Source organism: Thalassospira sp. MIT121401 (assembly GCF_047125595.1).
Lineage (GTDB): Bacteria > Pseudomonadota > Alphaproteobacteria > Rhodospirillales > Thalassospiraceae > Thalassospira > Thalassospira povalilytica.
Map to the genome: position 1 here is coordinate 2,943,710 of NZ_CP138926.1, position 21,901 is coordinate 2,965,610.

General features: G+C 54.6%; 18 protein-coding genes. 11 read left to right on the forward strand and 7 right to left on the reverse strand.

All coding sequences use genetic code 11. The features are described from left to right. The first annotated feature begins 118 nt into the window (after positions 1-118). Together topA and rnr are read left to right on the forward strand one after the other, a co-directional pair. On the forward strand, positions 119-2,767 hold the full coding sequence (gene topA / locus SIB88_RS13590) for a type I DNA topoisomerase (protein ID WP_068519382.1): 2,649 nt from the start codon (positions 119-121) through the stop codon (positions 2,765-2,767). Positions 2,768-2,816: 49 nt separating this feature from the next. After that, positions 2,817-5,234 carry a ribonuclease R gene (gene rnr, locus SIB88_RS13595; RefSeq protein WP_412558266.1) on the forward strand — a complete coding sequence of 806 codons (2,418 nt, stop codon included), beginning with the start codon at positions 2,817-2,819 and terminating at the stop codon, positions 5,232-5,234. Positions 5,235-5,321: 87 nt separating this feature from the next. Here the strand turns inward: rnr and SIB88_RS13600 are convergent, their stop codons facing one another. Continuing rightward, a complete protein-coding gene (locus SIB88_RS13600; protein ID WP_068519380.1) occupies positions 5,322-6,104 on the reverse strand; it encodes an Hpt domain-containing protein in 783 nt (260 codons plus the stop codon). A 186-nt stretch (positions 6,105-6,290) separates the two neighbouring features. Between SIB88_RS13600 and SIB88_RS13605 the strand changes: the two genes are divergently transcribed. The 3 genes from SIB88_RS13605 to rpmG all read left to right on the forward strand — a co-directional run bounded on the left by SIB88_RS13605 (position 6,291) and on the right by rpmG (position 8,696). Next, the gene (locus SIB88_RS13605) at positions 6,291-6,731 is read left to right on the forward strand and encodes a DUF983 domain-containing protein (protein ID WP_289078143.1); all 441 of its coding nucleotides are present in this window, start codon (positions 6,291-6,293) and stop codon (positions 6,729-6,731) included. 71 nt (positions 6,732-6,802) lie between these two features. Beyond that, positions 6,803-8,434 (forward strand): S41 family peptidase, encoded by a 1,632-nt coding sequence (locus SIB88_RS13610; protein WP_412558267.1) that lies wholly within the window; start codon positions 6,803-6,805, stop codon positions 8,432-8,434. A 94-nt stretch (positions 8,435-8,528) separates the two neighbouring features. Next, a complete protein-coding gene (rpmG, locus tag SIB88_RS13615; RefSeq protein ID WP_008890790.1) occupies positions 8,529-8,696 on the forward strand; it encodes a 50S ribosomal protein L33 in 168 nt (55 codons plus the stop codon). Positions 8,697-8,828: 132 nt separating this feature from the next. On the opposite strand, the gene SIB88_RS13620 is transcribed toward rpmG, so the two are convergent. Together SIB88_RS13620 and SIB88_RS13625 are read right to left on the reverse strand one after the other, a co-directional pair. Continuing rightward, a complete protein-coding gene (locus tag SIB88_RS13620) occupies positions 8,829-9,203 on the reverse strand; it encodes a DUF423 domain-containing protein (protein WP_412558268.1) in 375 nt (124 codons plus the stop codon). Between the two features lie 295 nt (positions 9,204-9,498). Beyond that, positions 9,499-10,179, reverse strand: a complete 681-nt coding sequence (locus SIB88_RS13625; RefSeq protein WP_068519378.1) for a Crp/Fnr family transcriptional regulator — start codon at positions 10,177-10,179, stop codon at positions 9,499-9,501. 246 nt (positions 10,180-10,425) lie between these two features. Here SIB88_RS13625 and SIB88_RS13630 point away from each other — a divergent pair, with 246 nt between their 5' ends. Next, the gene (locus SIB88_RS13630; RefSeq protein ID WP_412558269.1) at positions 10,426-11,262 is read left to right on the forward strand and encodes an alpha/beta hydrolase; all 837 of its coding nucleotides are present in this window, start codon (positions 10,426-10,428) and stop codon (positions 11,260-11,262) included. A 117-nt stretch (positions 11,263-11,379) separates the two neighbouring features. Further along, on the forward strand, positions 11,380-13,155 hold the full coding sequence (gene ggt / locus SIB88_RS13635) for a gamma-glutamyltransferase (protein WP_412558270.1): 1,776 nt from the start codon (positions 11,380-11,382) through the stop codon (positions 13,153-13,155). A 94-nt stretch (positions 13,156-13,249) separates the two neighbouring features. Here ggt and SIB88_RS13640 read toward each other — a convergent pair whose 3' ends face one another. Beyond that, positions 13,250-13,924, reverse strand: coding sequence for an HAD family hydrolase (locus SIB88_RS13640; RefSeq protein ID WP_206927512.1), 675 nt, complete (start codon positions 13,922-13,924; stop codon positions 13,250-13,252). Positions 13,925-13,935: 11 nt separating this feature from the next. Then, entirely contained in the window at positions 13,936-14,289 is a 354-nt protein-coding gene (locus SIB88_RS13645; RefSeq protein WP_412558271.1) for an ArsC/Spx/MgsR family protein, read from the reverse strand. Between the two features lie 143 nt (positions 14,290-14,432). Between SIB88_RS13645 and dusA the strand changes: the two genes are divergently transcribed. The 4 genes from dusA to SIB88_RS13665 all read left to right on the forward strand — a co-directional run bounded on the left by dusA (position 14,433) and on the right by SIB88_RS13665 (position 19,606). Then, the gene (gene dusA / locus SIB88_RS13650; RefSeq protein WP_114112448.1) at positions 14,433-15,428 is read left to right on the forward strand and encodes a tRNA dihydrouridine(20/20a) synthase DusA; all 996 of its coding nucleotides are present in this window, start codon (positions 14,433-14,435) and stop codon (positions 15,426-15,428) included. Next, on the forward strand, positions 15,425-17,479 hold the full coding sequence (mnmC, locus tag SIB88_RS13655) for a bifunctional tRNA (5-methylaminomethyl-2-thiouridine)(34)-methyltransferase MnmD/FAD-dependent 5-carboxymethylaminomethyl-2-thiouridine(34) oxidoreductase MnmC (protein WP_412558272.1): 2,055 nt from the start codon (positions 15,425-15,427) through the stop codon (positions 17,477-17,479). The genes dusA and mnmC overlap by 4 nt, the downstream gene beginning before the upstream one ends. Beyond that, positions 17,476-18,684 (forward strand): 3-phenylpropionate MFS transporter, encoded by a 1,209-nt coding sequence (locus SIB88_RS13660; protein WP_068519372.1) that lies wholly within the window; start codon positions 17,476-17,478, stop codon positions 18,682-18,684. Before mnmC ends, SIB88_RS13660 begins: the two co-directional genes overlap by 4 nt. Before the next feature lie 112 nt (positions 18,685-18,796). Next, positions 18,797-19,606: a class I SAM-dependent methyltransferase gene (locus SIB88_RS13665; protein ID WP_242512851.1), complete on the forward strand. Its 810-nt coding sequence runs from the start codon at positions 18,797-18,799 to the stop codon at positions 19,604-19,606. Between the two features lie 83 nt (positions 19,607-19,689). Here the strand turns inward: SIB88_RS13665 and SIB88_RS13670 are convergent, their stop codons facing one another. Next, complete coding sequence (locus tag SIB88_RS13670) at positions 19,690-20,859, reverse strand: ABC transporter permease (RefSeq protein ID WP_412558273.1); 1,170 nt, start codon at positions 20,857-20,859, stop codon at positions 19,690-19,692. Then, a complete protein-coding gene (locus SIB88_RS13675; RefSeq protein ID WP_412558274.1) occupies positions 20,856-21,854 on the reverse strand; it encodes an ABC transporter permease in 999 nt (332 codons plus the stop codon). The genes SIB88_RS13670 and SIB88_RS13675 overlap by 4 nt, the downstream gene beginning before the upstream one ends. Positions 21,855-21,901: the final 47 nt, after the last annotated feature.

A 21,901-nucleotide genomic window follows, 5' to 3' on the forward strand; every position in this document is an offset into this window, starting at 1 on the left:
TTGCGCAATCTGATTTGAAATACAGACACACTATATATATGTGCGTCTCGCATTCGGGTTAATTGAAGCACAACATAAATATCGCCTTCGGGCGCAAGAACCGGACACGAAAAACGTAATGAATCTTGTCATCGTCGAATCCCCGGCCAAAGCCAAGACGATCAACAAATATCTCGGTGATGATTATAAGGTGCTGGCCTCTTTCGGTCACATCCGCGATCTGCCGTCCAAGGACGGATCAGTCGATACCGACAATGATTTTTCGATGGTCTGGGAAACGGATGGACGATCGGAAAAACAGATCCGCGAGATTGCCGCAGCGGCCCGTGACTCCGACACCATCTATCTCGCGACTGACCCGGATCGCGAAGGGGAAGCGATTTCGTGGCATATTCTTGAAGTTCTCGAGCAGAAAAAATTGCTCCGCGGGCGTGATGTGCACCGCGTCGTGTTTCACGAGATCACCAAGAAGGCCGTCACGGACGCCATCGCTAATCCGCGTGAACTCAATCAGGAACTGGTTGATGCCTATCTGGCGCGTCGTGCGCTTGATTATCTTGTGGGCTTCAACCTGTCGCCGGTTCTGTGGCGCAAACTTCCGGGTTCACGTTCGGCTGGCCGTGTGCAGTCGGTTGCCCTGCGTCTGATTTGCGAACGTGAAATCGAGATCGAGGCCTTCAAACCCGACGAATACTGGTCGCTTGAGGCCGGCTTTGCTGTTCCGGAAGGCAACTTTACCGCACGGCTGACGCATCTGAACGGCGAAAAGCTTGACAAACTGGCGCTTGGCAACGAAGACGCCGCCAAGATCGCCAAGGAAAAGGTCGAAAGCAGAAGCTACGCGGTCTCAAAGGTTGAGCGCAAGGACGTCAAACGTCGTCCGCAGCCGCCTTTCACCACATCGACCCTGCAACAGGAAGCATCGCGCAAGCTTGGCTTTGGCGCAAAGCGCACCATGCAGCTCGCCCAGCGCCTGTATGAAGGGGTTGATATCGGCGGTGAAACGGTTGGTCTGATCACCTATATGCGTACCGATGCCGTGGTTCTTTCGCAGGAAGCACTGGCTGCTGCACGCCGCCTTATTGGAAAGGATTACGGGGATGCCTACCTTCCGGCCAGTGCGCGCAGCTTTGCCAACAAGGCAAAGAACGCACAGGAAGCCCACGAAGCGGTTCGTCCGACCGATCTTTTCCGCCGCCCCGATCAGGTGGCGCGCCACCTTGATAAGGACCAGCTGGCACTTTACACCCTGATCTGGAAACGTACCGTTGCCTGCCAGATGGAAGATGCCCGCTTTGATCAGGTTGCTGTTGACCTGTCATCGAATGACAATCATGTCGTTCTGCGCGCCAACGGCTCGGTCGTGAAGTTTGACGGCTTCCTGAAACTGTATCAGGAAGGCAAGGATGACGAGGCCGAGGACGAAAATGATCGTCGCCTGCCGCCGCTCAAGGAAGGTCAGAAACCCAACCTTGGCAAAGTCAGCATCGACCAGCACTTCACCCAGCCCCCGCCCCGTTATACCGAGGCGAGCCTGGTCAAGAAGATGGAAGAACTTGGCATCGGCCGCCCGTCGACCTATGCATCGATCATTTCGGTTCTTCAGGATCGCAACTATGTGTTGCTTGAACGGCGCCGCTTTGTCGCACAGGACCGTGGTCGCCTTGTCACCGCGTTTCTGTCGAAGTTCTTTGAACGCTATGTTCAGTACAACTTCACCGCCGATCTTGAAAACCAACTTGATGAAATCTCGACCGGCAACCTTGCCTGGAAAGAAGTGCTTCGTGACTTCTGGAAATCGTTCAAGGGCAATGTCGACGAGGCCAAGGAACTGAAAATCACCGATGTGCTTGATGCGCTTCAGGTGATGCTTGAAAATTATCTGTTCCCGCCGCGTGAAGACGGCACCGATCCACATAAATGCCCGAAATGTTCTGATGGCACACTAAGCTTGAAGCTGGGCAAGTTCGGTGCATTCCTGGGATGTTCGAACTATCCGGACTGCAACTTCACCCGACCGCTGGTTGCCAATGAAAATGGCAATGATTCCGAACTTGATGCCGGACCCAAGGTTCTGGGCATCGACAAGGAAACCGGCAAGGAAATCACCCTGCGCAAAGGCCCGTACGGGGTTTATGTTCAGCTTGGTGAAGAAGAAGAAGTCGAAGGCAAGAACGGCAAACCCAAAAAGGTCAAACCGAAACGTACCTCCCTTCCCAAGGGGCTGGAACCATCGGTCGTTGACCTGACCAAGGCCGAAGAGCTTCTGACACTTCCGCGCGTGGTCGGGATTTACCCCGATACCGGCGAGGAAATGAAAGCCAATATCGGACGTTTTGGTCCCTATGTTCAGGCCGGCAGCATCTTTGCGTCTCTTAAGGCCGATGATGACGTGCTGACCATTGGTGAAAACCGGGCCATCGCCCTGATTGCGGACAAGCGCGAAAAAGCCGGCAAGGAAATCGGCAAACATCCCGATGACAACGAACCGATCTTTGTCGCAGTTGGTCGTTGGGGTCCGTTTGTGAAACACAAAAAGACCATCGCCAACATCCGCGATGTTGAACGCGATGACATCACCCTTGAGATGGCGATAAAGGCCATCAAGGAAAAGGAAGCAAAGTCGGGCAAAACATCAAAAGCCGCGACCAAGAAAACGGCAACCAAAACCGCGACGGCAAAGAAAAAAGCCCCCGCGAAAAAGAAAACGGCTGCAAAGAAAACCGCAGCAAAGAAGACAACCACGAAAAAGGCGGCGGCAGATTAATCTGCCGCTTTCCTTTTCAGTGGAAATTAAGTGAAAGGACGCCGCGAAGTTGGCGAACGATACAGAAGACAAAAAACACTTCCCGACCCGGGAAGAAATCATCGAATTCATCGATATGAGCCCCACCCCGGTGGGCAAGCGCGAAATTGCGCGCGCCTTTAACATCAAGGGTGCAGCGAAGATCGAGCTTAAAAAGATCCTCAAGGAACTGAAAATCGGCGGCGATGTCGTCAAAGGACGCAGACGGTTTGACAAACCCGACCGCCTGCCCCCGGTCGAGGTGCTTGAAATCACCGGCATCGACGATGATGGCGAAGTTCTGGCCAAGCCGAATGTCTGGAAACACGACTACGAACCGCCCCAGATTGTTGTCAAATCGATCCGCCGCGGCGGGCCAAGCGCGCCTGGCATCGGTGACAAGATCCTGGCCAAGCTGCGCTATACCGGCAAGCAAACCTACGAAGCCAGCATCATGCGGGTCCTTGGAAGCGGCCCACAGCGCGTTTTGGGACTTTACCGCCCCAACGAACGCGAAGGCCGTGTTGTGCCCACGGATCGCAAGGATAGCGGCGAAATCGCGGTACCGCTTGATGATCATCCCGATCTTGAAGCCGGATCGCTGGTTTTGACGGAAATCCTGCCGGGCAAACATTTCGGATTGCGCAAAGGCAGGATCACCGAGGTTCTTGGCAATATCAACGAACCCAAATCGATCAGCCTTGTGTCGATCCATGCGCGTGGCATTCCGTTTGAATTCCCGCCGGAAGTCGAACTTCAGGCACGGGAATCCAAGGCCACGCCGCTTGGCAAACGCACCGACCTTCGCGATATTCCGCTGGTGACCATTGATGGTGCCGACGCACGTGATTTCGATGATGCCGTCTGGGCCGAAGCCGACCGCGATCCTGCCAATGAAGGCGGCTGGCACATCATGGTCGCGATTGCCGACGTGTCCTGGTATGTGCGCCCGGGCGACGCGCTTGACCGCGAAGCGGTGAAACGCGGCAACAGTTGCTATTTCCCGGACCGTGTCGTCCCGATGTTGCCGTTTGAACTGTCAAACGGCTGGTGTTCGCTGGTTCCCCATGAAGATCGCGGCTGTATGGCAGTCGAGATGTGGCTCGACAAGCACGGGCACAAGCTGCGTCACAAGTTCTGTCGCGGCATGATGCGTTCTGCGGCGCGCCTGACCTATGATCAGGTGCAGCGCGCCATGGATGGTCAGCCTGATGACACCACAGGACCGCTGGTCGACACGATCATCAAGCCGCTTTATGGCGCTTTCCACGCCTTCCTCGAAGCGCGTAAAAAACGTGGCGTTCTGGAACTTGATGTTCCCGAACGCAAGATCGAGTTGAATGATCAGGGCCAGATCGTCGCCATTGCCCCGCGTGCGCGCTTTGACAGCCACAAGCTGATCGAAGAATTCATGATTGCAGCCAACGTTTGTGCAGCCGAGGAACTTGAACGCATCAAGCAGCCCTGCATGTATCGTATCCACGATGCCCCGAGCGAGGAAAAGCTTGAAGCCCTGCGCGAGTTCCTTGAAGGGGCCGGATATCAGCTGAACAAGGCATCGGTTCTGCGTCCGCGGGACTTTAACCGCATTCTGGAACTGGCCAAGGACACGCCCGAGGCAGAGCTGATCAACACGGTCGTTCTGCGCAGCCAGTCACAGGCGATGTATAGCCCCGATAATATCGGGCACTTTGGCCTGGCATTGAAGAAATATGCCCATTTCACGTCACCGATCCGCCGTTATGCCGACCTTCTGGTCCATCGTGCGCTGATTGCCGGTTTGAAACTCGGTGAAGGCGGTCTTCCGCCCGAAGATGGCGAACGGTTCGAGCAGATCGGCGAAGACATTTCCGGCACCGAACGACGCGCGGCAATGGCCGAACGCGATGCGGTCGACCGGTATGTCGCGGCCTATATGTCTGACAAGGTTGGTGCCGAATTCCCGGGCAAGATTTCCGGGGTCACGCATTTTGGGCTGTTCATTTCGCTCAATGAAACCGGGGCAGATGGCTTGGTGCCGATTTCCACCCTGCCCGATGACTATTACATCCATGATGCCGCAAGCCACGCACTGGTCGGGCAAAATCGCGGCAAGAAGTTCCAGTTGGGTGATAGCGTTGTGGTCCGCATCGCTGATGCCGATGCCGCAACCGGGTCACTGGCATTGCGACTGGCCGAACATGCCGACATCACCGCCCGCGATCTGGTCGAACGGCCACGTGGGCGCAAAGGCCAGGGCAAACGTCGGGGCAGCAGTCCCGGGGACCGCAGCCACCGTCATGGCAGCAAACCCGGCTTCCGTTCCGGCCCGCGCGATGGCAAGGGCCCTGGTGGCACGTCTGCGACCAAGTCAAAGGGCAAAAAGAAAACCACGCCCAAAAAGCAACGCAAGCTGGTCGCGTCAAACCGCGTCACCCGCAACACTGCCAAACGCGACGACAAGTCGTAATCAAAACACCCTTGAATAAACACGTAGACAAACAAAGGGCGGCCATCTGGCCGCCCTTTGTGCAATCAAAACAATAAATTACGCCATTTACATCATGGTCGCGATGAATTTCGCCAGATGCTCGGATGTCTGTTTGCCACGATTATTGATGATCGCGACATTGCCCGGCAACCCGTCCAGATCAGGATGCGATGCATCAAAACTTGTCAGAAGGCCCAGTTTTTTATCCGCCAGCGTCTTCATCGCCGCCAAGGCCCGGATCAGTTCAATGCCACTCAGCCCGTCAAGAACAGCCGCGGTGATGATCGCATCGGGATGGGACTGAACAACTGTTTCAAAGGCCTCGACAGCGGTGCGCGCAGTGATGGTGCGGAACCCCTGTTCGCGCAATTCGCGCTGAAGAAAATGGGCCTGAACAGCCGTTGCGGTCACAAGCAGGATTTCCTTGTCCTGCGCCGATCCGTTGTGGGATTTTTCGGCCTTTTCATCACTTTTTACCGTGCGGGTCGGCAAAGAACGCAGGATGCGGGTTTCTTCCTCGGCCTGCGGATTGGTGCCGCTTTCGATGATTTCGCGAATCCAGCTGGTGAAATCGACCAGGGATGCGGCTTCCAGATCATCGATTTTGGTCAGCTCGGCGATGTAATCTTCCATGCGATGGGCAATTGCGCCAACAAGGGGAAACCCGAATGATCCGGCCAAACCCTTGACGGTGTGGGCTTCGCGGCGAATTTCCGCAATCCCCGGCCCCGCTTCATCCATCCCGCCGGCGATACGATCAATCGTTGTTTCAATCCGGTCAACACGTTCAATTGTGTCCTCAATGAAGTCCTGTTTCAGACTGGCAACGATATCGTCCGCATTTCCCATTGGGCACTCCTTTAGCAGGTATTCAATTATGCTTTACAATCGCAAAGTCGCCCATAGGGTGATTAGAACGGGTCGATTTTACTTGCTTGCGCTATTGAACATCATGATGATGGCATACCGTTTCAATGCCCCTTTTTGCCCTTTGGATCAAGTGCGGGCAGAAAAGAAACAGGAGTTAAGCGCCCCATGACGATGCCCCTCAACGATCAGAACGATCCCCTTCGCGATATGACGCCCCCGTCCCATACCGAAGATAGCCTTTCCGGCCCGACCGATAGCGGCAAGCGGTTGCTGCTTGGTCTGCGGCGCGGGTTCCGGCGCAAATGCCCCAATTGCGGCCACGGGCTTGCATTTGGCGGGTATCTCAAGCTGCGCCCGGCATGTGATGTTTGCAGTCACCCGATTGGTGAATATCGCTGTGACGATGCACCGCCCTATTTCACCATCTTTCTGGTCGGACATATCGTTGTGCCCGGCGTTCTGATGATGGAACAAACAATCAAGCCGTCGCTTTGGATGCAAATGTCGATCTGGCTGCCGGCGACCGTGTTGCTGTGCCTTGGTTTCCTGCCCTTTATCAAAGGCGCGGTGCTTGGCACCCAGTGGGCCATGCGCATCAAAGGATAGTCATTGGCTATCGGGCACATTTTCCTTTAGAATAAGTAACTTGGATTTCCAAAATTAGTCGGATGTTTCCCTTGGTCACGATTGGCCGGCCCCGCATTGAAGACCTTTGTCTTAAGACCAGCTTGCGCCATTGGCGGCGTATCGGGGCTACGCTTGGGCTTTGCCTTTTACAGGCGGCTTGTGGCACCCCGCAGGTTGTCGGGATTACCGCCCCGGATGATCCGCAAACCCGCGAACTGGTTACCCAGACAATCGATCTTGTCGCTACCCGGTATATTGATCCGATCAGCCGCGATCAGATTCTGGTCAACACTCTTGATGGCCTGTCTGAAATCGATGACAACATCCGGGTCGATATCACCCCGGATGACCTGGTCTTGCAATATGACGGAAAGACGGTACAAACCATCGCCCTTCCGCAGACCAACTACGATCAGACAAGTGTCGAAGGCAACCAGATCTGGTCTGAAATCACCCTGCGCGGGCTTGGCACCTATCGGGCCTATTCACCAGTGCTGCGCAATAGTGACACCCTTGATGTTCAGGCCGCCCTGGTGAGTGGTGCCATTCGCAACCTAGACCGTTACAGCCGCTATGAAGGCCCAAAACAGGCCGAAACAGCGCGCAACCGGCGTGACGGATATATCGGCATCGGCATTCGCGTTATCGGCGGTGACGGCTATCCGGTGGTGAAACTGGTGCATCCCGAAAGCCCGGCGGCCAAGGCCGGACTGCATCCCGGGGATCAGATTGTCGCGGTCAATGGCGAAGACATGTATGGCAAGACCAGCACCTATACCGCCGATCTTCTTCATGGCGAAGAAGGCACACGGGTAACCATCGACATCAACAAGGCCGACAATCGGGCAATTGTCCCGGTTGAAATCATGCGCGAACGTGTCATTGACCGGACCGTTTTTGCCGAAACCCGCGACAATATCCTGATCGCCCGCATCACCAGCTTCAACAGTGCAACCGCAAGCACATTGGGCGACAACATCCTTAAGGCGCAACTTTATGATGGCGGCCTTAAGGGGGTTATCCTCGATTTGCGGGGCAATCGCGGCGGTTTGCTGCAACAGGGGGTCGCTGTGGCCGACCTGTTCCTTGAAAACGGCCCGATCGGCAACACATTTTCGCGCGTCATGGCCGCCCGCCATACGTTCCGGGCCGGCAATAGCGACCTGACAAGGGGCGCACCGCTGATTGTCCTGATCGACGGGCGCACTGCATCATCGGCCGAACTGGTTGCCGCGGCCCTTCAGGATCGCAATCGTGCTGTGCTTGTCGGATCCACCAGCTTTGGCAAAGGATCGGTTCAGGCAATCAATGATTTGCCAAACCATGGCACCTTGACCTTTACCTGGTCGCGGATGACGGCCCCGTCGGGCTATACATTTGACAGAATCGGACTGTTCCCGGCGATCTGCACGCAATCGAATGATAATGATACCCCGGTTCACCGGGTTTCAACCGCCCTGTCACAGCGTGATCAGACGGCCAGCATGCTGACCAAATGGCGCACCCTTGATTACCGGGATGAAAAAAGCCGCCGGGAACTTCGAAGCGTCTGCCCGGCCCACAGCAACAATGACGAATTTGACATTAAAGTTGCATTGGAATTGCTGAAAAACAGCCCTGATTACAAGAATCTCGCCTTTGTCGGACAACAGGAAATCGCCGATACTTTCGACGCGCATTAAAAATGCATTCTTTTTTGCCAAAATGGCTTGACACTCTGGCGATAACCTTTATGTTCCGCCGCCTGAGATACACCTGAACACAGGATGCAGAGACATGGCGAAGCCCGCTTCGATCCTCGTAAAGTTGGTAAGCACCGCAGACACCGGTTACTTCTATGTTGTTAAGAAGAACCCGCGGAATACCACCGAGAAATTCCAGTTTCGCAAGTACGACCCGGTCGTGCGTAAGCACGTCGTGTTCAAAGAAGCGAAAATGAAGTAATCAGGTTCTTCGGAACCGGACTACTGGACGATTTAAAAAAGACGTGCCCTTCGGGTCACGTCTTTTTTTTATTTCAATGCATCGGGCCAAAACGCCAGCCCGACGGATCGGGCATGGCATTCCCTATCCTGGCTATGCAAACCGGCGATACCCCGCCGCGGCAAGCGCAAGCCAGCCTGCAATGAACGATACACCGCCAATCGGTGCAATGGCCCCAAACGTGGAAATACCGCTAAAGGCGATGACATAAAGCGATCCGCAGAAGAACAGGATGCCAGCCAGCATCGCATAAGCCGCAATCCGCAAAAGCTTTTCGTCAGGAACATGATGCACAAGGCCTGCAATCGCGGCCAGCGCAACCCCGTGAACAAGCTGATAATGCGCGCCCTTTTCAACCAGGCTTCGCGCATATTCCATATCCGTCCCTGCCATCCCGTGGGCGGCAAAGGCACCAAGAGCAACCGCCATCGCCCCGTTAAGCCCCGCCATCACAACCGATAACCGCATTCCTGCCATCCTTTTGCGTTAATGATGCTGAATAATCGCGTCAGATTACAAAGGCATCCGCACCATCGCCATGCGAAAACGCAAAAAAAATGGCCGTACTAAAAAGTACGGCCAGTAAACTCTCTTGGGGGAGATGTGCCGGACCATCGAAATGCCCGTCACAAGATTATTACTACCTGCGTATACTCGCTATTTCTGTGACAGCCATCACAACTGATCGAAAAATCGTTCATTTTGTGACATTTCCGAGCAGAAACATCGTTTTTGGCAATTTTACCGACGATCCGCAAGACGATCAGTGAATGGACTCGCTCAGGAATTCTTCAAGGCGACGGACATCTGGAACATGCAATCCACTGTCAATCTTGTTGACCAGCCCCTTGCGGCCAAGACTTCCCATCACGCGCGCAACGGTTTCGCGCGACGTGCTTACACGGCCGGCCACCTCGGAATGCACCGGTACTGGCGACAAGGTTGCCGCCCCCTTGTCATCGCAAACCTGTTGCGCCCGGCGCAGGATTTCGGCAATCACCCGTTCGTTTGCACCAAGCGTGCTGACATCGACAATCCGGCGTGTTGATGTGCGTACAATCCGCGCCAGTTCGCTGATCACATTCCAGGCCACAGACGGATGACTTTTGACAACTTTTTCAAAGTTCGCGGGGCTCAAAATCCCGACATCCGTATCATCCACGGCAAAAACACAGGCAGATCTGGGTTCCCCGTCAATTGCGGACAATTGACCGACACAACCGCCAGCACCGATTTCTTCAAGCGTGATTTCGCGCCCCGACAGGGAATAATTCACAATCCGTACACGGCCCGACAAAATCAGATAGACGTCTGAGCTGTCTGCTTCGGGCTCGATGATCTGGGCACCGGCTGCATATGTTTTGCGATTGATGTGACGTTCAACGTCCCCAAGTGCGTCTTCGTCGAGGTTAGCAAAAATGCCAACGACAGATAATTTGGTCATGAACCCATGCTTTATGTTGCGCTGTTGTTGTTATTCGAATTGGCAACTGTGACGCTGCCCCTCTTGATACTTCCACTGTCCCGTACACAATCATAAGCAAACAACCAGGCACTGACAATCTATTGCAACAAGATGTAAATCAGCACATCCCGATAGACATGACCATGCTGCATATGCGAACATGTTTGCAGAATTTCCCATACGACTTCATCACATATTGGTCCTGTTTCCTTTAGGAGACCCAGCATGAGTCCAGAACTGGAAATTTTCCGCCGCAGTCCGACGGGCAAACCCAAAAGCAAACACCCGCTTGTCTTCGTGCACGGGGCCTTTACTGGTGCCTGGTGCTGGAACGAGCATTTCCTGAACTGGTTTGCCGACAAGGGATTTGAAACCGTATCCTTTTCACTCAGAGGTCACGGTGGCAGTGGCGGACGACAATTACGCAGCCTTGCCTCGATTGATGATTATGTCGAGGATCTGGAAGAAGTTGTCGACACACTGGGACAGACGCCGGTTCTGATTGGCCATTCAATGGGCGGCTATATCATTCAGAAATATCTGGAACAGCACACTGCCGAAGCCGCCATTCTGATGGCATCGGTCCCGCCCGAAGGCCTTCTGGCCAGCAATGCCATGATGGCGATGGCCCAGCCCGATCTTTATTTTCAGATGGCCTGGCTTCAGGCAATCGGCCCGCACACATTTTTGCGCGAACGACTGGGTCGCGCCATGTTGTCGCCCGACATCGCCGAAGATGAAGGCATGATCTATTTCGGGCGTCTGGAAACGGAAAGTCAGCGCGCACTTCTTGATATGATGGGTGCCAATCCGATTTTCCTGACCGCCGACGAAGCACCGGCAATGCTGGTGATCGGGGCGCATGATGATGAAATCATTCAAAGCGAACTGATCCACCACACTGCCAGGAAATATCACGCCGACTATGCGCTGATTGATGATATTCACCACGCCATGATGCTTGATAAAAACTGGGAAAAGGTGGCCGAGACGATGCTTGAATGGCTTCAGGTCAAGCTGGTGACCCAGCAGCGCACCAAGGGCAACAAAAGCGCGGCATGATCATCGATCATTTGTGGTTGAACTTTTGATCCGCTGCAAAACGATGGCTTTAAATCACAGACATTTTCTGGGAGCATGTTCACCTTAGCCAGAACAAAGGTTGGTGACATGCCCCACATGAACAGTCTTTTCCCATTGATCCGGATCCTTCCCGTCATTGCCATGGCGGGGATCGCAGGCACGATCAGCACATCGGCAACAGCCCAACAGGCCACCGATGCCGTTGCCCCGGAAAACGGTACCGCCACATCCGCCCCGCGCACAGACATTCACGCCCGACACTGGATGGTTTCGGCAGCCAATCCGCATGCCGCAAAGGCTGGTGCAGATATTCTGCAACAGGGCGGCAATGCCATTGATGCCATGGTTGCTGTCCAGACGATGCTGGGCCTTGTTGAACCACAGTCGTCCGGCCTTGGTGGCGGGGCGTTTCTTGTTTATTACGACGCACAAAGCGGCACTCTCACCACCCTTGATGGCCGTGAAACCGCCCCGCTTGATGCGACCCCCACCCTGTTTCAGGATGACAATGGCGAACCGCTTAAATTCTATGACGCGGTTGTCGGTGGCCGGTCCGTTGGAACACCGGGCACCCCGGCATTACTGAAAACGGCCCATGAAAAATGGGGGCAACTTGACTGGCCGGTCGTCCTGTCGCCAGCCATCGCACGTGCAGATGCCGGATTTGCGGTTTCCGAACGCCTGGCGTCATTGATCGCGGCAGATCAGGAAAAATTGTCGCGCGACCCGACGGCACGGAATTATTTCTTTAACAGCAATGGCACCCCGATTGCGGCCGGGACGACCCTGCGCAATCCGGATTATGCGGCCACATTGCGCGATCTAGCCCAACATGGCACTGAAAACTTCTATTACGGGTCCATCGCACGGGACATTGTTGCCAAAATCAAAGGTGCGACCTGGAACCCCGGCGTTTTATCCATGCGCGACTTTGCCAATTATCAGGTCAAGGAACGTCAACCGGTTTGTACCGAATATCGCGGCTATGACATTTGTGGCATGGGCCCGCCATCGTCAGGCGCACTTACGGTCGGACAAATCCTTGGCCTGATCGAGCCATATGACATCGCAACGCTTGGACCGAACGCGGCTGAAAGCTGGCGCCTGATCGGGGATGCATCGCGGCTGGCCTTTGCCGACCGAGGCCGGTATATGGCCGATATCGATTTTGTCCCGATGCCGTTAAGCGGATTGCTCGATAAGGACTATCTTGGTGAACGGTCCAAATTGCTTACCAGCACAAGTGCCCTTGATAACGTCGAAGCCGGTTTGCCATCCTTTAGCCATGCGATGAAGCTTGCCGATGATGAGGCCATCGAGTTCCCGAGTACCAGCCATTTTTCGATTGTCGACAGCTATGGAAATGTCGTGTCGATGACAACAACCATCGAAAACGGCTTTGGTTCGCGGCTTATGGTGAACGGCTTCATGCTTAATAACGAGTTGACCGATTTTTCATTCCGCACGCACAAGGACGGCGTTCCCATCGCCAACCGGCTAGAACCGGGTAAACGCCCGCGATCGTCAATGGCCCCGACCATCGTGATGAAAGATGACAAACCGTTCCTTGCCGTCGGCTCTCCGGGCGGGTCGCGTATTATCGGGTATGTCGCCCAGTCACTCATCGCAATGATTGATTGGAACATGTCCCCGCAAGAAGCCATCAACATGCCCCATCTGGTCAACCGGTTTGGCACATTTGATATCGAGGCGGGCACACCCGCCACATCACTTGTCCCCGAGTTGGAGTCAACGGGCTTTAAAACCAGTATCCAGGACCTTAATTCCGGCATTCACGCCATCATGATCACCGAAGATTCATTGATCGGTGGCGCCGATCCCCGCCGCGAGGGACTGGTTATCGGAAATTAGGCCAAACAAGCGTAGCAAAACACCATGCAACAACAAGGGCGGAACAGCCGTGATGCTGTTCCGCCCTTTTATCTTTGCCGTGATCGGCGGTTATTCAGGCTGCTGTGATCCAGCTTTCAAACAGGCTGTGCAAATCCTTGTGATCATTGGCAATGAAATGCGCACCGGCATCACGCAGATACTGTGCCGGTGTGATGTCAACCAACCCGACGGTTGTTGCCCCCGATGCCACGCCTGCCCGGACCCCGTTCTGGCTGTCATCAACGACCACACAGTCCGTGATCGGCAATCCCATTCTTTCCGCCGCCAGCAAATAGACATCCGGATGCGGTTTGGCATTTTTGACGTCATGGGCCGAACAGATCCGATCCCCGAAGCGATCCTTGATCCCGACCTTGCCCAGTGAAACATCCATCTTGTTATGGGGGCCGTTGCTGCCAACCGCCATCGGAATGCCGTGGTGATCAAGAAGATCAAGGATCGGTCCTAGATCAGCAAACGGTTCCAGATCATTGCGAAACGCCACAAAGGTCCGTTCATAACATTCTGCCAGCCAGTCTTCTGGCAAGGTGATGTCAAACAGTTCCTTCATTTTCGGGGGCACCATCGCAAGCGTCCCGCCGATGAAAAGATCATGGGTCTTTGTCATGTCCATATCGCAGCCATATTCACACAGCTGTTCGGTCAGAACACGACAGGCAAGTGTTTCCGTGTCCACAAGAACACCGTCGCAATCAAAGATCACGCCACGAATAACCGGCTTTGTCATGTCAGATACCCTTAAAGGCCCGCCAGTTCCGTCCAGCGTTTTTCATCATAGGCGACCGAACGGGTCGCACCGAAATCAACGACCGGCCGTTTGATCACAGTCGGGTTGGCAGCAAGAATTTCTGCGGCCTTTGCCCCGCCCTGCTCCAGCGTTGCCTTATCGGCATCAGTCAGATTGCGATAGCTTGGCCCGCGTTTATTGATCAGCACCGCGCCACCGACTTCATCAAGCCATCCTTCGATGGTTTTGGCATCAATGCCGTCCACACGGAAATCATGCAATTTGTTTTCAACACCTTGTGCATCGAACCATTTCAGGGTTTTGCGGACAGTATCGCAATTCTTGATGCCGTAAATCGTGACCATATCTATTCCTGTTAATTTTCAAACTCGGGATGCAGCCATGCATCGCTCAATCGGTTTTGACCCTTAATCCCTGAACCTATATAAAGACGGCGCTTGGAATACGGCAACCCCATTCACCCGCTTTGAACACAAACGGTAGGCATATGACTGTTAATCGACGTATTTCCGTCGCCCCCATGATGGACTGGACGGATCGGCATGATCGCTATTTCTTGCGCCAGATCAGTCGTCATACGTTGCTTTATACCGAAATGGTCACAACAGGCGCGATCATTCATGGCGGCGTTGACCGGCATCTGCGCTACAACACGGCGGAACACCCGGTTGCGCTTCAGCTTGGCGGCAGCGATCCGGATGATCTGGCACGTGCCTGTGACATCGCCAATCAATATGCCTATGACGAGATTAATCTGAATTGCGGCTGCCCATCTGATCGGGTGCAAAATGGTGCGTTCGGGGCTTGCCTGATGGGGACACCCGATATTGTGGCCGACTGCGTCAAATCAATGATCGCTGCCAGTGACGCGCCGGTTACCGTCAAAAACCGGATCGGTATTGATGATCAGGAAGACTATCCGTCGCTTAAACGGTTCACCGAAACCGTTGCCAATGCCGGGTGCAAAACATTCATTGTCCATGCCCGCAAGGCCTGGCTCAAAGGTCTGTCACCCAAAGAAAACCGCGAAGTCCCGCCCCTGAAATACGAGCTGGTTTATCAGCTTAAACAGGAATTCCCGGAACTCGAAATTCTGATCAATGGCGGCATCAAGACGCTTGATGAAACCGAAGAGCACCTTAAACATGTTGATGGTGTGATGATCGGACGCGAAGCCTATCAGAACCCCTATATTCTGGCGGATGTCGACCGTCGCTTTTATGGCGATGATGCCAAACCGCTGACCCGTCATCAGGTCGTCGAAGCCATGTTGCCCTATATCGAGCAACATCTGACCGAAGAAAATGCCACCATTGGTCATGTCACCCGTCACATGCTTGGCCTGTTCCAGCAAATGCGCGGTGCCAAGCAATGGCGTCGTTATCTCAGCGAAAATGCCCATCGCAAAGGTGCCGGAACCGAAGTCGTGCGCGAAGCACTGGCACTGGTGCCTGAACGTGATGACGAGGCCCTGTCTGCATGACAGCACGGGACCATGACGTCATCGGGGAAAATGACGCCCCTGCCAAAGCCGGCGCGATAACCTGGCGCGATGGCGATGTCCCGTTTTCCCCGCATTTTGGCGATGTTTATTACAATCCCAAGGACGGGCTTGCTGAAACACATTATGTATTCGTCGATGGCAACAATTTGCCGACGGCCTGGCAAGGCAAAGACAATTTTACCATTGGGGAAACGGGATTTGGCACCGGGCTGAATTTTCTGGCGGCGTGGCAATGCTGGGCACAGGATCCGGATCGGTCCAAACGCCTGCACTTTGTTTCGGTCGAAAAATACCCGTTATCGCGCGATGACATGATCCGCGCGCATCGAAGCTGGGCGGAACTGGCAGACTTGTCAGAACAACTTGGCGATGTCTGGCCCCATGAAACGATGCTGCCCGGTATTCACCGATTTATTCTTGGTGATGGCGCCATCACCCTGACGCTTTTGATCGGGGATGCGATCGACTGCTGGTCGGGATATTCCGGGGCAATTGATTGCTGGTTTCTTGACGGCTTTGCCCCGTCGCGCAATCCCGACATGTGGCAACCATCCCTGTTTGCGGCGCTGGCAGCGGCATCAAACCCGGCCGGTGCGACACTTGCGACCTTTACGGCCGCCCGCATTGCCCGTGACGGGCTGGAAAGTGCCGATTTCGAGGTCAGCAAACGCAAAGGCTTTGCCTATAAGCGCGACATGATCACGGCAAACCTTCCGGCCCGCCAACCGGAACTTGCCGATGATGAGGCCCGCTATGAAATTGCCGATGATCCGTGGTTTCACCTGCCCGGTGTGCCCACAACCAAAGCAAAAACCGTTGCCGTTATTGGCGGCGGCATGGCCGGTGCCGCCTGCGCGAATGCCCTGCATCAGCGTGACTGCAAGGTGGTCGTGTTCGAACAGCATCGCGACCTTGCCCAAGCCGCATCGGGCAATCCGATCGGGATGCTCGAACCATATCTGACGGTTGATCACGCGATCATGGGCCGTTTCTACGAGGCCGGATATCGGTTCAGTCATCGCATGGTCAAACGCCTGGCCGACCAGGGCAAGGTCGAGGCCGATTTTTGCGGGGTGCTGGACCTTGCGACCAGTCCGCGCAAACGTGAACGTCTTGACGGCCTGATCGCCCGCTTGCATGACAAACCCGATCTCGTTCGGGCTATGACCAGCGATGAAGCCAGCAACATGCTCGGCATTCCGGTTCCGATGGACGGAGTGTTCTATCCTTCTGCCGGATGGGTCCATCCGCCATCTTTTGTCCGCGCCCTGACAGCAGATATCGAATGTCAGCTTGCGACCTCTATTTCCGAAATCATTGATACCCCGGATGGCAAGCGACTGCGCAGCAACGATGGCCGCGAATTTGGTCCGTTTGATACGGTGGTGATCGCCGGTGCCCTCGAAACCGCAAACCTTGCCCAAACCAGCTGGCTTTCCGATCACCTTAACCCGGTCCGCGGACAGATCACCTATTGCCCGGCCGACGCATTGGCCGAAACGTATGTTAGCGCTAACATGCGTTGTGTTCTAAGCTATAAGGGATATATCACTCCCCAACGTGACGGCATGCACGTGATCGGGGCAACGTTTGGGCGCGATGATGCCAAAACAGATCTCCGCGAAAGCGATCATGCATTTAATATCAGACAGTTATCGAAAATCCTTCCGGCACTGTCTGAACATTTGTCGGGCAAGGCACTTGACGGTCGGGCGGCGGTCCGCACCACCACAGCCGATCACTTGCCGCTGATCGGGCCTGCACCGGATTTTGACCGCTATCTTTCGTGCTATCACGATATAGATAAAGGGAAAAAAGGCGCGCGATATATCCGTGCGCCTTACCACAAAGACGTGTATATCTGTACCGGGTTCGGGGCGCGTGGACTGATTGGTGCCCCGCTTGCCGCCGAAATTCTTGCCAGCGAGATTTGCGCCATGCCGTTGCCTTTGGAAAAATCCCTGATGGATGCCATACATCCGGCGCGCTTTGTCATTCGCGGGCTGAAACGTCGCCAGATCACAACATGAATGACCAAGCCACCACAATGAACGCCGCCCCGCAAAAAGACCCGGATCGCATGAAAACAGCGACCGTGCTTGCCCTGTTTTTTTCTGGCCTGTTTTTGATTCAGGGGGTGTTCCTGCCCTATTGGCCGGTATGGCTGAAGGCGCAGGGATTATCGGCCGGTGAAATCGGCATTCTTTTGTCCCTGCCCAACTGGGTGCGGGTATTTGCCGACCCGCTGATCGCACAGCGTGCCGATCGCACCGGCAATCGCAAAACGCCGATGCTGTGGCTGGCGGGCATTTATGTTCTGTCCATTCTGGCCTTCCCGGTATCAAGCAATTTCTGGTGGCTTGCCGCGTTATCGGTGGTGATCGGTTTTACCTTTTCGCCGCTATTGCCGCTTGGCACGACCATTACCGTGCATGAATGCAAGGCACGGGAACTTGATTACGGGCGTGTCCGCCTGTGGGGGTCGCTTGCCTTCATTGTGGCGTCATACGGTGCCGGCTGGGTTCTGGACGGGACATCGACGCAATGGATCGTCTGGATGCTGTTCATTGCCGGCATTGTCAATTTTGTCATCACCACCCGTATGCCCGATCCCCAAACCGATCGTCCGTTGCGTTCGGGATCATCCCTGATCTATTTGCTGCGCAAACCGGTATTTCTGGTTTATCTGGGCTGCATCGGCTTTGCACAGGGGGCACATGGCACCTATTACAGTTTTGCCTCTGTCCATTGGGAATCGGTCGGTTATTCGCATGAAATGATCGGCATGTTCTGGTCAATCGGCGTGGTTGCCGAGATTGTCCTGTTTGCGGTTGCAGGCAGGTTCGTTCGCGGACGCCATCCGGGCATTCTGTTTTCGCTTGGTGCGATGGCCGGTATCCTGCGCTGGACGGTTTTGGGGTCCAGCGACAATGTCTGGATGATCGTGCTTGTTCAGCCGCTTCATGCCATGACATTTGGCATCACCCATCTGGCAGCGGTGAGCTTTATTGCGCGCGCCATCCCGCAACAGCTTGCCACATCGGCACAAAGCCTGATGGCGACATTGTCGATGGGTGTATTTCTGGGCAGCAGCATCTGGGCATCCGGGCCGCTTTATGAGCAATTTGGTTCACATGCCTATTACTTCATGGCTGGTCTTTCGGGGATTGCGCTGGTATTCGCCTTCTGGCTTGTGCGAAGCTGGCGTGGTGAAGACAAAACGTTTTGTGATTAATGTCTTGTGCACCACATAACAGCACAATCCGTGTTCAAACCGTTTGACCATAAGGACTGCCAATATGACGTCGATGCCGTTCTCACGCAGAATGCGCCGTTGGAAACTCGGTTTGAAGACGCTTTTCGGATCCGAACCAGCGGGATATTTCATCCCTTATCGCTATGCCGCGGAAACTCAAAAGGCGGTCGGACGGCCGACATATCCGGCGATTGAAGCCATGATGGAACAGGCCGCCCCGACGATGAAAGCCTGGCTGACCAAGGCTGCCCTTTATCAGGATGCCTTTGCCAGCTTTGGCAATGCGTCACCGCCTGAACCGCGCTGGCAGCAAAGCTGGTTTCCGCGCCTTGACGGAATGATGGCCTATGTCTTTACCCGAGAATTTCGTCCCAACCGGATCATAGAAATCGGATCGGGTCATTCGACACGGTTTTATTACCGGGCCATCAAGGATGGCGATCTTCCGACACGGTTTCACGCCATTGACCCCGCCCCGCGCGCCGACATCGCCAAATTGCCGATCACGATCGAACGCAGCATTGTCCAAAAAGCTGACCAGACCGTGTTTAACGATCTTGTCGGATCGGATTTCCTGTCGATTGATTCCAGCCATATCCTGATGCCCGGCACCGATGTTGATTTGCTGTTTTCATCGGTTATTCCGATCCTGCCCAGCGGAACGATCATTCACATCCATGACATCACCCTGCCCGATGACTATCCGGAAATCTGGCAATGGCGCGGTTATAACGAACAACAGGGCGTTGCTGCGTTGCTGGCGGGCGGTGCATTTGAAATCATGTGGTCGAGCGCCTATGCCACGACCCGGCTTGATGATCTGGTCACAAATTCAATAGCCAATGGCATTCATCTGCCCGACGGCGCACATGAAACCAGCCTTTGGCTGCGCAAACGATAAACAGATATCACCGAACACATTAAAGGGCAGCCTGATCAGGCCGCCCTTTGATGTTATAAGTCGTTCCCGGTTGTCGCGGTTTCCTAGTTCTTGTAGGGGTCCGCGGCATCGCGCAGGCCATCGCCAAGGAAGTTGAAGGCCAGAACAACGATGACCACCGGGACCACGGGCAACATCAGCCACGGATAAACGGCAACGGCGTTGATGTTCTGGGCGTCATTCAAAAGCACGCCCCAACTGGTTACCGGCGCACGCAGGCCAAGCCCCAGGAAGCTGAGGGCGGTTTCGCCAAGGATCATGTTGGGAATTGAAAGCGTCACGGATGCAATCAGGTGACTTGCAAAATTCGGCAACAGATGTCGGGCAATGATGCGTTTGGGCTTTGCCCCCATCAAGCGTGCGGCAAGGGCATAGTCTTCTTCACGCAGTGCCAGAAGTTTTGAACGTACCGCACGTGCAAGCCCGGTCCAGTCAATCAGTCCAAGAATGATGGTGATCCCGAAATAGATCAGGATCGGGCTCCAGGTTACGGGCAAGGCCGCCGACAGCGCCATCCAAAGCGGGATTTCAGGCAATGATCGGATGACTTCAATGGCACGCTGTGCCGTGGCATCCACCCATCCCCCGTAGTAGCCGGCAGCACCGCCTATCAGGATCCCCAGAAGGAAACTGACCGAAATCCCCACCAGTCCGATGGTCAACGACACGCGCGCGCCATATACCATGCGCGAAAACATGTCGCGTCCAAGCCGGTCCGTTCCAAAGATGAACAATGTCCCGTCTTCCGATGGACAGACGAAATGGAAATCCATATCCACCGTGCCCCAGAATTCATATTCATCCCCCGAACAGAAGAACCTGACAGGATCAACACGGTCCATATTCGTCGTATAGGTCGGCTTCAGCGTTTCCATATCCACCGAGAAATCCGTGCCATAGGTAAATGGCCCGATAAACTCCCCGTCATGAAACAGGTGGATTGCCTGTGGCGGGTGATGGATGAATTCCGAATTGCGCGTTTCCTGCGCATAGGGGGCGATAAACTCGACGATGAACACCGAGGCATACATGATCGCCAGAATGATCAGAGAAAAATACGCCAGCCGGTGACGTTTAAGACGCCACCACATCAATTGCCATTGCGATGCCAGATAGTATTTTTCCTGTTCCGGCGTCAGAGCTTCGCGGTCCCAGGGATCAAAGGGCGCGGTATCAACAAAATGTTCGTTGCGCTTGTTGTCATCCGTCGTCATTTGGAGACGCCTCCCTGCAAGCGAATGCGGGGATCAAGCCAGGCCAGCAATACGTCAGAAATGAACATGCCAACAACGGTCAGCAACGCCAGAAACATCAGGAACGACCCGGCCAGATACATGTCCTGACTTTGCAGCGCGGCAAGCAACATCGGCCCGGTGGTTGGCAATGACATCACCACCGATACAAGGACCGAGCCCGACACCACCTGTGGAAGGATATTGCCAATATCGGCAATGAACGGGTTAAGCGCCATGCGCAGCGGATATTTGAACAGCACCTTGGTCGGTGAAAGGCCCTTGGCATGGGCGGTTACGACATATTGTTTGCCGAGTTCATCAAGCAGATTGGCACGCAACCGCCGGATCATCGATGCGGTCCCCGACGTGCCGATCACCACGACCGGCGCCCAAAGATGTTCGGCAACGGACATGATTTTGGCAAATGACCAGCCCTGATTGATGAATTCCGGATCCATCAGACCACCGATCGACGTCCCGAAGACCACATTGGCGTAATAAAGCAGGATCAGGGCAAACAGGAAGTTCGGCATTGCGAGGCCGAGGAAGCCCAAAAGGGTAAAACCATAATCGCCCCAGCTATATTGCCGTGTCGCGGAATAGATCCCGATCGGGAAGCTTACGACATAGATGAAAATGACCGTGCTGAAATTCAGCACCATCGACAACCACAACCGGTCGCCGACCACGTCACTTACCGGAAGGTTATATTCAAACGAGAAGCCGAGATCACCGTGCAACAACCCCCACGCCCATTCGGCATATTGCACATAGATCGGTTGATCGAGCCCGTATTGCCGTTTGAGAAATTCGATCTTTGCCGGATCGACGGCCTCGCCCTGGGCCTGAAGTTCATTGAGATAGGTGCTCAGAAAATCCCCGGGCGGGAGCTGAATGATCACGAATACCAGCACACTGATCAGGATCAGTGTCGGTACCATTACAAAAAGCCGTCTTGCCAAAAAAGTCAGCATCGGCGAAATCGCTCCCCCGTGTCGTTTTGCGCCCTTCCCTCGTTGGC